A 13,980-nucleotide genomic window follows, 5' to 3' on the forward strand; every position below is an offset into this window, starting at 1 on the left:
TGGTTTCAGGTGAAGAAGGTAAACAAAAGAATCAACTCGTAACACGAGCGTTGCAATTCTTCTGTGCCCTCCTTCACCCCACCATCCTCTGTTTTGAGGATGCGGCTGCGCGGTGCCTGTGCCTTCGCGGCCCGCTGCGGCGGCGCCGGGAACACTTCGATCAATGCCCCCGCGCCGGCCCCCACTGCCGCACGAAATGGCCCGCGCGCACGTTGGCACGCTCCACGGCGGAGTCCCACGACAACTGCTGGGTGATCACCAGGGCGCAGCGCGGAATGCCGCGCAAGCTCAGCTCGGCAATGCCGGCGTAGGTGCCGCTCGGCGTGCGCATGAGCTCGATCCAGCCCGTCCAGCCTTCTGGAACGTTCAGAACGAGTCGGGCGCTGTCCATGATGAATGCACCATACCCCTTCTGTTTCGTGGTTCCAAGAATTTAAACCCTAAGCACTACTTGCGGCCGGGGGTGTGAGGCTAAGGGCTGCCTCCCCGTGCTGCATCCCCAGAATATGGGAGCCCGGCGTGTCGGCCGACGCGACTGTCGGCGTACACGGGCGGCGCGTGCCGCGGCTTTTCAGCAAAGATCGAGGGGCATGACCACAACGACCCTTGCCCTGTTCGACGACCCGCCGCGCGAGGCGCGCGAACCGCTCGGGCCCGGCGCCTTCGTGCTCCCAGGCTTTGCGCTGCCCTTCGCGGGCGCGCTGCTGCCGGCGATCGAAGCGCTGACCGACCGCGCGCCGTTTCGCCACCTGGTCACGCCGGGCGGCTTCACCATGTCCGTCGCGCTGACCAACTGCGGCGCGCTGGGCTGGACCAGCGACCGCCGCGGCTACCGCTACAGCGCCACCGACCCCGACACCGGCCTGCCCTGGCCGCCCATGCCCGAACCTTTCGCACGCCTGGCGCGCGAGGCGGCAGCGGCGGCGGGCTTCGACGGCTTCGCGCCCGACGCCTGCCTGGTCAACCGCTACGTGCCCGGCGCGCGGCTGTCGCTGCACCAGGACAAGGACGAGCACGACTACGGCGCGCCCATCGTCTCGGTGTCGCTCGGCATGCCGGCCGTGTTTCTGTTCGGCAGGCTGGCGCGCGCAGACAAGCCGGTGCGCGTGCCGCTCGCGCACGGCGACGTGGTGGTGTGGGGCGGTGAAGACCGGCTGCGCTACCACGGCGTGCTGCCGCTGAAAGACGATCCGCACCCGCTGCTGGGTGCCCACCGCATCAACCTCACCTTCCGCAAAGCCGGCTGACACGCATGCAGACCACCGACAAGAAACTCGACCCCGGCAACGCCATTCGCGAGCTGTATGTGGCGCTGTGGCACTTCGCCGAAGGCGCGCGCGGACAGCTGCTGGGCGCCACCGGGCTGCTGGCCTGCTCGCAGCTGATTCGCCTCGCGCTGCCCTACCTGGCGGGCCAGGCCATCAACTCGCTGCAGCGCGGCGACCTCCCCGGCGCGGGCCGGTGGATCGCGACGCTGGCCGGCGTGTACGTCGGCGCTTGGGTGCTGCACGGCCCCGGCCGCATCCTGGAGCGCAACGTGGGCATGAAAGTGCGCGAGCGGCTGGCCGACGAGCTGTACGCGCGCATCGCCGCCGCGCCGCTGGCCTGGCACGACGGCCACCATTCGGGCGAGCTGCAGCACCGCGTGCACCAGGCCAGCCGCGCGCTGTCGGACTTTGCGCAGAACCAGTTCATCTGGCTCACCAACGCCGTCAACTTCGTCGGCCCGCTGGTGGCGCTGGCGCTGCTGTCGCGCACCAGCGGCGTGACGGCGCTGGCGGGCTACGTGCTGATCGGGCTGGTCATCGTGCGCATCGACCGCGCGCTGATGAAGCTGGCGCGCGCCGAGAACGACGCCGACCGGCGCTACGTTTCAGCGCTGCTCGACTTCGTGGGCAATGCCTCCACCGTGATCGGCCTGCGCCTGCAGGGCGCGTCGCGGCTGCTGCTGCGCCGGCGCATGGCCGCCATTTCGCTGCCGCTCAAGCGCACCGTGGTGCTGAACGAAGGCAAGTGGTTCGCCGTCGACCTGATGGGTCTGGCGCTGACCTGGGGCCTGGTGGTGGTCTACGTGTGGCAGGCGCGCGCACCGGGGCAGGCGGTGATGCTGGGGGCGGTGTTCATGATCTACCAGTACGCGCAGCAGGCCGCCGGCGTCGTCACGTCGGTAGCGGCCAACTTCAGCTTCTTCGCGCGCATGCACACCGACTACAGCAGCGCCGAGCCGATCTGGCAGGCCCCCACGAGCGGCGCTGGCGACGTGCGGGCCACGCCGCCCGAGCAGGTGCCCGAGCGCGAGCGCATCGTGGCCGACGCGCAGTGGCAGCAGCTGGACATTCAAGGCCTGCAATGGCGCTACGCCGCGCGCGGGGCCGCGCCCGGAACCGATCGCGAAGCCGGCACCGGCGAACCCACGCGCAGCGGCCTGCACGACGTGACGCTCACGCTGCGCCGCGGCCAGCGCGTGGCGCTGGTGGGCCCCAGCGGCGGCGGCAAGAGCACGCTGCTGCGCGTGCTGGCCGGGCTGTATCCGCCGGGCAGCGGCACGCTCTCTTTCGACGGCCGGCCCATGGACTGGGCGCAGCTGCGCCGCCTGGCCACGCTGATCCCGCAGGAGACCGAACTCTTCGAGGCCACCATGCGCGAGAACCTCGCCTTCGGCCTGCCGCGCGACGACGCGCTGCTGAACGCCGCGCTGCACACCAGCACCTTCGACGAGGTGCTCAAGGCCAACCACGGCAACCTCGACACCGCCGTGTCGGAGCGCGGCTTCAACCTGTCGGGCGGACAGCGGCAACGGCTGTGCCTGGCGCGCGGCGTGCTCGCGGCGCAGGGCAGCTCGCTGCTGTTGCTCGACGAGCCGACCAGCGCGCTCGACGCCAACACCGAGGCCCGCGTGCTGGCGCGCATCGCCGAGGCCTTTCCCGACGCCTGCGTGATCGCATCGATCCACCGCCTGAGCCTGCTCGATCGCTTCGACACCGTGGTGCTGATGGAGGCCGGCCATGTGCTCGACCACGGCCCGCGCGACGCGGTGCTGGCACGCCAGCCGCTGCTGCAGCGCATGACGGCACCGGCCGGCGCGCACGCCTAGAGAACTACGGAAGGTTTTCTCTGAAGATGACCTGGCTGCGCGTCGTTTCCACGCCGCTCAGCGCCTCGCGCTTGTCGCGCAGGTTGTTGAAGATGCGCACGCAGTTCATCAGCGTGGTGTGCGGGCTCTGCGTGATCACCGCGTCCATGCTGCCGTCGATCAGCAGCGCGCGCGTGTCGGGCGTGAGCCCGTGGCCGATGAAGACCACCTTCTGCTCGCGCCCCGCCTCCTTCAGCGCGCGCGCCACGCCGTCCGACGCACCGCCGATGTTGTAGATGCCGCCCATGTCCGGGTGCTGCTCCAGCAGCGCGCGGGTCTGGCGGTAGTTCTTGCCCGCGTCGTCCTGGCCTTCCCGCAGGCCCACCACTTCGAGCCGCGGGAACATCTCGTCGATGACGTGCAGGAAGCCCGCTTCGCGCTCCTCGTGCGCCTTGTAGCTCAGGCTGCCCGCAATGAGCGCCACCTTGGCCGTGCGCGCGCCGATGAAGCGCCCGATGAGGTAGCCCGCCGTGCGCCCGGCCGCGCGGTTGTCCAGCCCCACGAAGGCCGCGCGCTCCGAGTTCGACAGGTCTGAAATCAGCGTGACCACCGGCAGCCCGCGTGCCGCCAGCGCGGCCACCGCCTCGCGCACCGCCGGATGCTCCAGCGCCATCATCGCGATGCCGTCGCAGCGCTGGCCGTGGCGGCGCAGGGCGTCGGCCAGCTCGTGCGGATTGAAGCTCTCGATGAACACCGTGCGGCACTGCACGTTGAAGGGCGCCCAGTGCTCCTGCGCGTAACCCACCATGTCGCCCAGCATGCGGATGAAGCGGTTGGTGCCGGCCGGCAGCAGGAACACCAGCCGCAGCGGCGGCGGCGTGAGCGCGGCGTACAGCTCGGGGCCCGGCAGGTAGTCGAGCTCGCCCGCGGCCTTGAGCACGCGCTGCACCGTGGCGTCGCGCACGCCGGGGCGGCGGTTGAGCACGCGGTCGACGGTGGCGGTCGACACCTGCGCGGCGCGGGCGATGTCGACCACGCGGGCGCGGCGCGCATCAGGCGGCAAGGAAACGAGTGAAGGGTTTTCCCGCATACATCAAAAACCATCAGGCATAAGTTTGACCTGGATCATGCATCCTTCTATCTTCACTGGGCACTGAATTCCATGGTGCATCAGATTGCATCAAACGCATAACGGAGACAGACATGACATCGCTGACCCGCCGGAGCGCCCTACGCGCCCTTTCCGCCCTCCCCGCTGCCGGCATCGTCACGGCCGTGCCGCGCATCGCGCGCGCCGCCGAGTTCTCGTACAAGTACGGCAACAACCTGCCGCTGAGCCACCCGCTGAACGTGCGCGCGCAAGAAGCGGCCGACCGCATCGCCAAGGAAACCAAGGGCCGGGTCGAGATCAAGATCTTTCCCAACAACCAGCTCGGCGGCGACACCGACATGCTCGCGCAGGTGCGCTCGGGCGGCATCGAGTTCTTCACGCCCTCGGCGCTGGTCATTGCCACGCTGGTGCCGGTGGCGGCCATCAACGCCGTGGGCTTCGCGTTCAACGACTACGCGCAGGTGTGGGGCGCCATGGACGGCAAGGTCGGCGCGCACGTGCGCGGCGCCATTGCCAAGTCGCGCCTGTACGCGTTCGAAAAGATGTGGGACAACGGCTTTCGCCAGACCACCAGCAGCAAGGCCGCGGTGACCACCGCCAAGGACATGGACGGCCTGAAGATCCGCGTGCCGGTGAGCCCGCTGTCGATCTCCATGTTCAAGGGCCTGGGCGCCGCGCCGGCCAGCCTGCAGTTCAGCGAGGTGTACTCCGCGCTGCAGACCAAGATCGTCGACGCGCAGGAAAACCCGCTGCCCATCATCCAGGTGGCCAAGCTGTTCGAGGTGCAGAAGTTCTGCTCGCTCACCAACCACATCTGGGACGGCTACTGGTTCGTTGCCAACGGCCGCGCCTGGGACGCCCTGCCCGACGACCTGAAGACCATCGTGGCGCGCGCCATCAACGACGCCGGCATGCAGCAGCGCGAAGACATCAGGAAGCTCAACGAGTCGGTGGTCGGCGACCTGCAGGCCAAGGGCCTCACCATCAACCGCCCCACGGCCGACAGCTTTCGCGCGAAGCTGCGCGAATCGGGCTTCTACGGCGAGTGGAAGGGCCGCTTCGGCCCCGAGGCGTGGGCGCTGCTCGAAGGCACCGTCGGCAAGCTGGCCTGAGCGGCCATGGTGCATGAATCCACTTTCGAGGCGGCCCCGTTCACGGGCACCGGCCCTTCGGCCAATGCGCTGAGCGGCATCGCGGCGCGCGCCGACCGCGTGCTCGGCGGCGTGGTCGAGGCGGTGGCGGCGCTGCTGGTGCTGGCCGAGATCTGCGTGCTGTTCGCGGGCGTGGTGTCGCGCTATGTGTTCCATGCGCCGCTGGTGTGGTCGGACGAGCTGGCGTCCATCCTCTTCCTGTGGCTGTCGATGCTGGGCGCCGTGGTCGCGCTGCGGCGCGGCGAGCACATGCGCATGACGGCGCTGCTGCAGAAGGTGACGCCCTCCACCCGCGCCCTGCTCGACGCCTTCGCCATCGCGGCCTCGGTCGCGTTCCTGGTGCTCATCATCTGGCCGTCGATCGACTACGCGCACGAAGAGTCGTTCATCGTCACGCCCGCGCTGGAAATCAGCAACGCTTGGCGCGCGGCGGCCATTCCGGCGGGCATCGGCATCATGCTGGCGATGGCCCTGCTGCGCCTGGTGCGCGTGTGCAGCGGCCGGCAGATTGCCGTGGCGGTGCTCGGCATGGCCGCGCTGGTGGGGGCCTTCTGGCTCGCCGCGCCGCTGTTCGCGACGCTGGGCAAGTTCAACCTTGTCATCTTCTTCGTGGTCGTGGTGGCGGCCACCGTGCTGTCGGGCGTGCCCATCGCGTTCTCGTTCGCGCTGGCCACCTTCGGCTACCTGGCGCTCACCACGCGCACACCGCTGCTGGTGATGGTGGGGCGGCTGGACGAAGGCATGTCGCACCTGATCCTGCTGGCGGTGCCGCTGTTCATCTTCCTGGGCGCGCTCATCGAGATGACCGGCATGGCGCGCGCCATGATCCAGTTCCTGGCCAGCCTGCTGGGCCACGTGCGCGGCGGCCTCTCGTATGTGCTGATCGGCGCCATGTACCTGGTGTCGGGCATCTCGGGCTCCAAGATCGCCGACATGGCCGCCATTGCGCCGGTGCTGTTCCCCGAGATGGTCAAGCGCGGCGCCAAGCCCGGCGACCTGGTCGCGCTGCTGTCGGCCACCGGCGCGCAGACCGAGACCATTCCGCCGTCGATCGTGCTCATCACCATCGGCTCGGTCACGGGCATTTCCATCGCGGCGCTGTTCGCCGGCGGGCTGCTGCCGGCCGTGGTGCTGGGCGCGGCGCTGTGCGTGGTGGTGTGGTGGCGCTACCGCCGCGAAGACCTGAGCGGCGTGCAGCGCTACAGCAAGCGCGAAATCGGCAAGCTGCTGATGGTCGCGCTGCCCGCGGTGCTGCTGCCCTTCGTGATTCGCGCGGCCGTGGTCGAGGGCGTGGCCACCGCCACCGAGGTGTCGACCATCGGCATCGTGTACTCGGCGCTGGTCGGTCTCTTCGTGTACCGGCAGTTCGACTGGAAGCGGCTGAAGCCGATGCTGATCGACACCGCCTCGCTTTCGGGCGCCATCATCTTCATCGTCGGCTGCGCCACGGCCATGGCGTGGGGCCTCACGCAGTCGGGCTTCTCACAGGACCTCGCGCGCGTCATGGGCGCACTGCCAGGCGGGGCCTACGGCTTCCTGGCGGTGTCGATCATCGCCTTCATCGTGCTGGGCAGCGTGCTCGAGGGCATTCCGGCCATCGTGCTGTTCGGCCCGCTGCTGTTTCCCATTGCCAAGGCCGCGGGCGTGCACGAGGTGCACTACGCCATGGTCGTCATCTTCTCGATGGGCATCGGCCTGTTCGCGCCGCCCTTCGGCGTGGGCTACTACGGCGCATGCGCCGTGAGCAAGGTCAACCCCGATGAAGGCATCAAGCACATCTGGGGCTACATCGGCGCGATGCTGGTGGGCCTGGTGATCGTGGCCGCGTTCCCCTGGTTCTCGACCGGCTTCCTGAAATTCTGATGAACACCACAACAACACACTCACATCCACGGAGCCACACCCCATGAGTCGATTCCTCGGCGAGATCCGCCAACTGGGCTATGTCGTGCACGACATCGAAGCCGCCATGGACTACTGGAGCACCACGCTGGGCGTGGGCCCCTGGTTCTACAACCCCAAGGTGCCCATCAAGAACTACCGCTACAACGGCGAAGCGCACGAGCCGCACAACTCGGTGGCGCTGGCCAACTCGGGCTATGTGCAGGTCGAGCTCATCCAGACGCGCAACGACGTGCCCTCGATGTACCGCGACTTTTTGCAGGCCGGGCGCACCGGGCTGCAGCACGTGGCCTACTGGACGGCCGACTACGACGCCGACCTGGCACGCCTGACCGCGCAAGGCTTCAAGCCCGTGATGAGCGGCGAAGTAGGCGAGCGCGGCCGCTTCATCTACTTCGACACCGAGTACCACCCCGGCACCGTCATCGAGCTGTCGGAAGTCGCGGGCCCCAAGGGCAAGATGTTCGACCTGATCCGCAGTGCGTCCGAAGGCTGGGACGGCAGCGAACCCGTGCGGCCCTTCCCCGACCTGAGCAAGCTGTGAGCGTGCAGGCCCCAGAGCGCATCCGCGCGCGCTACCTGATCGAGACGCCGCACGACATGGCGGCCGTGGCCGAGGTGATGGCCGGCGAACAGTCGTGCGGCACCTTCACGCGCGTGGAAGGCGAGACCGATGCGCTGCGCGCGCGGGCGCGCGCCACGGTCGAGGCCATCACCGAGCTCGCGCCGGCCCAGTCGCCCTCGCTGCCCAACGCCCTGCTGGAGCGCAAAGGCGCGAAGGGCCCCTGGCGGCGCGCGCATGTGGACATCGCGTTTCCGGTGGCGAACATCGGCGCGAACCTGCCGACGCTCGCGGCCACGGTGTCGGGCAACCTGTACGACCTGGGCGAGGTGACGGGGCTGCGGCTCGAGTCGCTGCAGGTGCCTGCCGCGTACCGCGCGCAATTCGACATGCCGCGCGTGGGCATCGCCGGCACGCGGCGCGCGACCGGCGTGGCCAGCGGTGCGCTGGTCGGCACCATCATCAAGCCGAACGTGGGGCTGTCCACGGCCGAGACGGCCGAGCTGGTCGGCCGGTTGTGCGCCGCGGGCGTCGACTTCATCAAGGACGACGAGGTCTGCGCCGACCCCGCGCATGCGCCCTTGGCCGAGCGCGTGCCCGCCGTGATGGCCGTCGTGCGCGCGCACCAGCAGCGCACCGGCAAGCATGTGATGGTGGCCTTCAACATCACCGACGAGACCGACGCGATGAAGCGGCACGCCGACCTGGTCGCGCGCGAAGGCGGCTCGTGCGTGATGGCCAGCCTGAACTGGTGCGGGCACTCGGGCATGCAGACGCTGCGGCGGCACACCGGCCTGGCCGTGCACGGGCACCGCAACGGCTATGGGGCGCTGTCGCGGCATCCGCTGCTGGGCATTTCGTTCCAGGCCTACCAGGTGCTGTGGCGGCTGGCCGGCGTGGACCACATGCATGTGCACGGGCTGCAGGGCAAGTTCTCGCAGCCCGACAGCGAGGTCATCGAATCGGCCAGGGACTGCTACACACCGCTGACCGAGGCAGCAGACGACCGCGTGATGCCCGCGTTCTCCTCGGGCCAATGGGCCGGCACCGTGCCCGCAACCTGGGCGGCCATCGGCAGCGACGACCTGCTCTTCATGGCGGGCGGCGGCATCCTCGCGCACCCCGATGGCGCGGCGGCCGGCGTGACCAGCATCCGGCAGGCGTGGTCGGCCGCGCGCGCAGGCGTGCCGCTGGCGGACGCAGCCAGGGACCAGCCCGAGCTGGCACGCGCCCTCGCCTTCTTCGGCAAGCCATGAGCCCCAAGGGCCCCACCAGCCAGCGCCCGGCGGTCGTCTACTACGGCGACGACTTCACCGGCGCGACCGACACGCTGGGCACCGCGGCGCGCGCGGGGCTGCGTGCGCTGCTGTTCCTGAAGACGCCCGATGCCGCGCGCCTGGACCGCGCCGGGCCGCTCGACGTGCTGGGCATCGCGGGCGCGGCGCGCGCCATGACGCCTGAAGAAATGCGCGATGAGCTGCGCCCCGTGGCCACGCTGTTCCGCTCGCTGGGCGCGCGCGTGCTGCACTACAAGACCTGTTCGACCTTCGACAGCGCGCCGCACATCGGCTCCATCGGCGCGGCCGTGCGTGTGCTGTGCGCCGCCGTCGAGCAGCCGTGGACCGCCATCGTCGGCGGGCAGCCGAACCTGGGGCGCTATTGCCTGTTCGGCAACCTGTTCGCCGCGGCGGGAAGCGGCGGCGAGGTGTTTCGCATCGACAGGCATCCGACGATGAGCCGGCATCCGGTCACGCCGATGGAAGAGGCCGACCTGCGGCTGCACCTGGCCAGGCAAGGCCTGACGGATGTGCGTTCGATGCCCTTCACCGCGGCATCGCATGGCAGCGATGCGCTCGCCACCGCGCTGCGGCAGGCGCTGCATTCGCCGCCCGCGGACGCCGTGCTGTTCGACGTGGCCGACGCGACGCAGCTCCGGGCCATCGGCGACGTGCTGTGGGCCAGGGCGCAAGGCACCACGCTGCTGGCAGCGGGACCGAGCAGCGTGGTGGATGCGCTGGCGATGGCCATGTCGTCCTTGAACGGGGACAGCGTCGGCGCCCTGACTGCACAGACCGGCGTGACACCGGCGAAGGGCCCGGTGCTGGTGCTCGCAGGCAGCCTGTCGCCCGTCACCGCGCGGCAGGTGGCGGCGGCGAAGTCGTTCGACATCGTGTGGCTGGACGCGCAGAAGCTCGCGCAACGCGACGCAGCCGCCATATCAGATCAAGCCGAGGCGATCGCCCGAAGCCTCGAGCGCGGCCGCCACGTGCTGGCCTGCACCCGCGCGCCCCACGCCATTCCTTCAGAGGCCGAACTGGACGCACAGGCGCTGGCGCGCGCTGGGGGCGACTTGCTCGCACAAGTGCTTGCGACCACGCCGCTCGCCCGCATCGGCGTGGCCGGCGGCGACACCTCCAGCCATGGCGTGCAGGCGCTCGACGCCTGGGGCCTGTCCTATGTCGCCGACATGGGCGCCGGCGCGTCGCTGTGCCGCGTGCACAGCGACGACGCGGCGCTCGACGGCATGGAGCTCATGCTGAAAGGCGGGCAGATGGGGACGGAGGATGTGTTCGAGCGGCTGGTGCATGGCGTCGGCACTTGAGCCGGGACGCGCGCTCGCGTGTCAGAGCTTGCCGCTGTCCTTGGGGTTGTGCACGATCTGGATCAGCACGTCGGGCGTGTACGACTTGGTGCGCGAAATCTCCGCGATCTCGCCGCCTTCCGCACCCGCGAAGACCAGCACGCCCTGGCCCTTGTAGGCGAGGTAGTGGCGCCAGCGGTCGGTGCCCTTGTAGGTCGGCACCCAGGCCTTGCCCGTGTTGCGCACCGTCTCGGCGTTCGGCTTGCCGGCGATCTTGATGACCTCGGCGTAGGTCATTGTGGGGCGAAGCTGCGCGAAGGCGGTGCCGGGCGTGGGCTGCCCGACGACGGTGCGTTCTTCGTCTTCATCGGCGGCCACCAGTGCGCGGCGCGTGGGCTCGTACAAAGGGGCGGATTGGCAGGCGGCGAGCGCCATGCATGCGAGGGTGATGGCGCAGATTGATCGGTAGTTCATTTCAAATTTCTCCCGTTTAGTTGTTTGCGAATCAGAAGCTTGCGTTCAGATTGAAGCCCAGCGTGACCTTGGCCGTGCGATAGCCCTCGGGCTTGCTGATCGGTGCACCGACGAAGAAGTCGTAGCTCAGCTTCGTCCACTGGCCGCGAACGCCGATGACGGCGCCGGTCAGGCTGCGGCCGAGAAGGTCGGCGGTCGAACGGCCGCCGACATGGCCGTAGTCCATGCCCGCGTACAGCTCCGCGCCGCTCTGCCCCACCGCCCAGCCGATGTCGTTGCGCAGCAGCCATCCGCGCTCGCCCAGCAGGCTCGTCTCGCCATCGAAGCCGCGCACCGTGTAGCGCCCGCCGATGGAGAAGCGGTCTTGCGGCGTCAGCGGCGTGCGGTTCCACTGCGCGCGGATCAGGCCGGAGTAGCGCAGCTTCTGCTCGCCGAGCTTGAAGGGCGCGTTGAGGCTGATATCGGCCGTGTACAGCTTCAGTCGCGAGGTGCCCTCGCCGAACTCTTCTTCGGGCGCAGCGCGCGAACCGAAGCCGCCGGTGCCGCGCTTGTAGGCCAGCGTGCCTTCGAGCGTCGCTTCGCCGATGAACTCCTTGTGGTTCAGGCTGAACTCCAGGCCCCCGACCACGCGGTGCTGCACCTCGACCTCGGTGTCGTCCACGAAGTTGCGCGACTCGCGCCGCCAGCCCTTCACGGCCACAGTCGTCTTGCGGTGCTGGTCGCGGTAGATCAGGCGCGAGAGCTTGACCTCGGCGTTGTTGCTCTTGCCCGCGTAGACGTAGTCTTGGTTCAGGCCGGCCACGCTCTGGTGGTACTGGCTGTTGGAGGCGGTGAAGCCCAGGAGCCAGTAGCCGTAAGGCAGCGAGTAGTGGACGGTCTGGCCTTCGGTGCCTTTTGCCGGGTCACTGAAGACGTGGTTGTTAATGCTGTGGTTGGCGCTGTGAATCGCCCCGGATTTTGTGGAGGCTCAACACTCTGAGAGGATTGAGCCATGAAGAAGTCGAACAAGTTCTCACCCGAGGTGCGTGAGCGCGCAGTGAGGATGGTGCAGGAGCACCGTGGGGAATACCCGTCGCTGTGGGCGGCGATCGAGTCGATTGCACCGAAGATCGGCTGCGTGCCGCAGACGCTGAACGAATGGGTCAAGCGTGATGAGGTCGACAACGGCGTTCGAGAAGGCGTGACGACCAGCGAGTCCCAGCGGATGAAGGAGCTCGAACGCGAGGTCAAGGAACTGCGCCGAGCCAACGAGATCCTGAAGCTGGCGAGCGCGTTTTTCGCCCAGGCGGAGCTCGACCGCCGGCTGAAGTCCTGAGGGATTTCATCGACAGGCATCGTGCCACCTTCGGGGTCGAGCCGATCTGCAGGGTCTTGCAGGTCGCCCCGTCGGGCTACCGGCGGCACGCGGCGCTGCTGCGCGAGCCGCATAAGCGCTGCGCCAGAGCACTCCGCGACGATGTCCTCATTCCGGCGATACAGCGCGTCTGGCAGGCCAACATGCAGGTCTATGGGGCCGACAAGGTCTGGAGGCAACTGGCGCGCGAGGGCACGACGGTGGCCCGCTGCACGGTCGAGCGGCTGATGCGGCGCCTGGGGCTGAGAGGTGTGATGCGCGGCAAGGTGGTGAAGACCACTATCAGCAACTCCAGAGCACCATGCCCGCTGGATCGGGTCAACCGGCAGTTCCGAGCGCAGCGCCCGAACCAGCTGTGGGTCTCGGATTTCACGTACGTGTCGACATGGCAGGGCTGGCTGTACGTCGCCTTCGTGATCGATGTGTTCGCCCGACGCATCGTGGGCTGGCGGGTCAGCAGCTCGATGCGCACGGACTTCGTGCTCGATGCTTTGGAGCAAGCGCTGTACGACCGTCAACCCGAACGCGACGGCAGCTTGATTTGTCACTCCGATCGTGGCTCGCAATACGTCAGCATCCGGTACACGGAACGACTGGGCGAGGCTGGCATTGAGCCATCAGTGGGCAGCAAAGGCGACTCCTATGACAACGCCCTGCCCGAGACGATCAACGGCCTCTACAAGGCCGAGCTGATCCATCGCCGGGCGCCGTGGAAGACCAAGGAGTCGGTGGAGTTCGCGACGCTCGAATGGGTGTCCTGGTTCAACCACCATCGCCTGCTCGAACCCATCGGCTACATCCCGCCTGCAGAAGCTGAGGCAAACTATTACCGGCAACTCGCCAGTCAGTCCGCCAAGACGGCGGCATGACTTAAACCAACTGGCCTCCATGAAAGCCGGGGCGATTCACTGACGTAGAACAGGTCGTTCAGGCCGAAGGGGTTGTCCAAGGACAGCGTGGCGCCGGATTGGTAGCGGCCTGTGGCTTCGGTGCCGCTGTCGTCCAAGCTGAGGGTGACACGCCACTTCTTGGATTGGACGTACTTGACGACGAGGTCGCTGTCGCCGGGCTTGGCATTGGGGGCGGTCGAAGGTTCGATCTGGATGTCGGCTTCGGCGGTGGGGGCTCGCTTGAGGTTCTCCAGACCCTGTTCGATGTCTCGCAAGTTCAGCAGGTCGCCGGGACGGGCTGGGATCGCCGTGGCCAGCAAAGTGAAACTGCCGAGCAGCGTAGACGAAGAGTCGGCGGTCGTGCGTATTGCGGCGATGCGGCCGGGCACCAGCGAGAGGGTCAGCGTGCCGGTGGACAAGTCCTGCGGGGCGGCAAGAACACGAGTAGTGACGTAGCCGCGAGCAATGACGACTTGCTGCGCACGCGCCAGCACCACATTGACGCCAGCGGTACCGAGGCAGCGGCCAACCGGTGAATCGTTGCCCTCAGGGCCGGACAAATCGGCAACAGCCCACTGGAACGAGTCGGACTGCTCACCGACCAGCAGCACGCTGTCGATGCGAAAGCACGGGGATTCCGCCCCAGGAATGCGCTGGGCCGGCGCCTGTGGAGCAGCCTGGGGACGCTGGTCGACAGTGCGTTCGTTCTGCTCGCGCAGGGCGCGTTCTCGCTCCTGTTGGCGTTGCTGCTCGATGAAGGGCTGAGGCGTCGTCGGAGACTGCTGCGCAGCGGACAACAGCGGACCGGCGGCCATTGCGGCAGCCAACAAGTTGCGCTTCAAATCAGACTCCCATTTTTTATTCTTGAACGGCTTGAGTGCG

Annotated in this window: 12 protein-coding genes, 2 pseudogenes and 1 other annotated feature; of the genes and pseudogenes, 8 read left to right on the forward strand and 6 right to left on the reverse strand. The window is 68.3% G+C overall.

Going from position 1 to position 13,980, the window contains the following annotated elements; translation table 11 throughout:
- Positions 1-5: 5 nt before the first annotated feature.
- Entirely contained in the window at positions 6-164 is a 159-nt protein-coding gene (locus tag ACSFBM_RS09740; protein ID WP_435484168.1) for a hypothetical protein, read from the reverse strand.
- Positions 161-391 carry a hypothetical protein gene (locus ACSFBM_RS09745; protein ID WP_435438471.1) on the reverse strand — a complete coding sequence of 77 codons (231 nt, stop codon included), beginning with the start codon at positions 389-391 and terminating at the stop codon, positions 161-163. Before ACSFBM_RS09745 ends, ACSFBM_RS09740 begins: the two co-directional genes overlap by 4 nt.
- 199 nt (positions 392-590) lie before the next feature.
- On the opposite strand from ACSFBM_RS09745, the gene alkB reads away from it, so the two are divergent.
- Positions 591-1,247: a DNA oxidative demethylase AlkB gene (gene alkB, locus ACSFBM_RS09750; RefSeq protein ID WP_435484169.1), complete on the forward strand. Its 657-nt coding sequence runs from the start codon at positions 591-593 to the stop codon at positions 1,245-1,247.
- Positions 1,248-1,252: 5 nt separating this feature from the next.
- Positions 1,253-3,094: an ABC transporter ATP-binding protein gene (locus ACSFBM_RS09755; RefSeq protein ID WP_435484170.1), complete on the forward strand. Its 1,842-nt coding sequence runs from the start codon at positions 1,253-1,255 to the stop codon at positions 3,092-3,094.
- Between the two features lie 4 nt (positions 3,095-3,098).
- Here ACSFBM_RS09755 and ACSFBM_RS09760 read toward each other — a convergent pair whose 3' ends face one another.
- Complete coding sequence (locus tag ACSFBM_RS09760; RefSeq protein WP_435484171.1) at positions 3,099-4,163, reverse strand: LacI family DNA-binding transcriptional regulator; 1,065 nt, start codon at positions 4,161-4,163, stop codon at positions 3,099-3,101.
- A gap of 113 nt (positions 4,164-4,276) precedes the next feature.
- Here ACSFBM_RS09760 and ACSFBM_RS09765 point away from each other — a divergent pair, with 113 nt between their 5' ends.
- Genes ACSFBM_RS09765 through ACSFBM_RS09785 form a run of 5 tightly spaced genes read left to right on the forward strand, consistent with a single transcriptional unit; the run spans position 4,277 to position 10,401 of the window.
- On the forward strand, positions 4,277-5,296 hold the full coding sequence (locus ACSFBM_RS09765; RefSeq protein WP_435484172.1) for a TRAP transporter substrate-binding protein: 1,020 nt from the start codon (positions 4,277-4,279) through the stop codon (positions 5,294-5,296).
- Positions 5,297-5,302: 6 nt separating this feature from the next.
- Positions 5,303-7,198, forward strand: a complete 1,896-nt coding sequence (locus ACSFBM_RS09770) for a TRAP transporter large permease (RefSeq protein WP_435484173.1) — start codon at positions 5,303-5,305, stop codon at positions 7,196-7,198.
- Between the two features lie 43 nt (positions 7,199-7,241).
- Positions 7,242-7,781 carry a VOC family protein gene (locus tag ACSFBM_RS09775; RefSeq protein WP_101490957.1) on the forward strand — a complete coding sequence of 180 codons (540 nt, stop codon included), beginning with the start codon at positions 7,242-7,244 and terminating at the stop codon, positions 7,779-7,781.
- 56 nt (positions 7,782-7,837) lie between these two features.
- On the forward strand, positions 7,838-9,055 hold the full coding sequence (locus ACSFBM_RS09780) for a ribulose-bisphosphate carboxylase large subunit family protein (RefSeq protein ID WP_435484787.1): 1,218 nt from the start codon (positions 7,838-7,840) through the stop codon (positions 9,053-9,055).
- A complete protein-coding gene (locus ACSFBM_RS09785) occupies positions 9,052-10,401 on the forward strand; it encodes a four-carbon acid sugar kinase family protein (protein WP_435484174.1) in 1,350 nt (449 codons plus the stop codon). The genes ACSFBM_RS09780 and ACSFBM_RS09785 overlap by 4 nt, the downstream gene beginning before the upstream one ends.
- A gap of 21 nt (positions 10,402-10,422) precedes the next feature.
- Here the strand turns inward: ACSFBM_RS09785 and ACSFBM_RS09790 are convergent, their stop codons facing one another.
- Together ACSFBM_RS09790 and ACSFBM_RS09795 are read right to left on the reverse strand one after the other, a co-directional pair.
- Positions 10,423-10,854: a hypothetical protein gene (locus ACSFBM_RS09790; RefSeq protein WP_435484175.1), complete on the reverse strand. Its 432-nt coding sequence runs from the start codon at positions 10,852-10,854 to the stop codon at positions 10,423-10,425.
- Positions 10,855-10,885: 31 nt separating this feature from the next.
- Positions 10,886-11,794, reverse strand: a pseudogene (locus ACSFBM_RS09795) (ShlB/FhaC/HecB family hemolysin secretion/activation protein); the annotation flags it as partial.
- 51 nt (positions 11,795-11,845) lie between these two features.
- On the opposite strand from ACSFBM_RS09795, the gene ACSFBM_RS09800 reads away from it, so the two are divergent.
- A protein-coding gene (locus tag ACSFBM_RS09800; protein ID WP_435484176.1) for an IS3 family transposase occupies positions 11,846-13,077 on the forward strand; the annotation gives its coding sequence in 2 pieces (ribosomal slippage) (positions 11,846-12,134 and positions 12,134-13,077; 1,233 coding nt in all).
- Positions 12,124-12,240 (forward strand) — a sequence feature (AL1L pseudoknot). (Overlaps the previous gene by 117 nt.)
- 20 nt (positions 13,078-13,097) lie before the next feature.
- Here the strand turns inward: ACSFBM_RS09800 and ACSFBM_RS09805 are convergent.
- Positions 13,098-13,913, reverse strand: a pseudogene (locus tag ACSFBM_RS09805) (ShlB/FhaC/HecB family hemolysin secretion/activation protein); the annotation flags it as partial.
- Positions 13,914-13,980 lie beyond the last annotated feature (67 nt).

It is taken from the genome of Variovorax pasteuri (assembly GCF_051216435.1).
GTDB lineage: Bacteria > Pseudomonadota > Gammaproteobacteria > Burkholderiales > Burkholderiaceae_C > Variovorax.